Source organism: Cobetia sp. 1AS1, from assembly GCF_029846435.1.
In the GTDB taxonomy this organism is placed as follows: Bacteria; Pseudomonadota; Gammaproteobacteria; order Pseudomonadales; family Halomonadaceae; genus Cobetia; species Cobetia amphilecti.
The window spans coordinates 1-470 of sequence record NZ_JARWKU010000030.1 but is presented as its reverse complement, the minus strand read 5'-3'; the positions used below and the strand labels follow the sequence as shown (position 1 = coordinate 470).

1 protein-coding gene is annotated in these 470 nt (G+C 65.1%); it reads left to right on the top strand.

The features are described from left to right. Positions 1-470, top strand: a 470-nt coding sequence (locus QD280_RS17790; RefSeq protein WP_279840151.1) for an Ig-like domain-containing protein, incomplete at both ends; no start/stop codon positions are given.

Here is a 470-nt window from a genome sequence, read left to right as displayed (position 1 = left end):
GACGCTGACGTTACCGCACCGAACACGCCGACCATCGCTTCCGCGACCGACGATGTGGAAGCCAATACCGGTGCCCTCGCCTCCGGCGACAGCACCAACGATGCGACGCCGACGCTGACCGGCAGCGCCGAAGCCGGCAGCAGCGTCACCATCACCCATAACGGTGAGGAAATCGCGACAGTCACAGCCGATGCCAATGGCAGCTGGAGCTATACCCCGAGCACTGATCTCACCGATGGCGATCACGTCTTCAGCGTCACCGCGACCGATGCCGCCGGCAACGAAAGCCCGGCGTCTGGCGAGTTCACCCTCACCGTCGACACCACCGCGCCGGATGCCCCGATCCTGTCCGAGACGGATGGCGAGACGGCCAATGGCAGTACCGTCAATGGTAGCGCCGAGGCCGGTGGCACCGTCGAAATCACCAATGGTGATGGCGACCTGCTGGGCAGCAGCACTGTCGCCGAGGA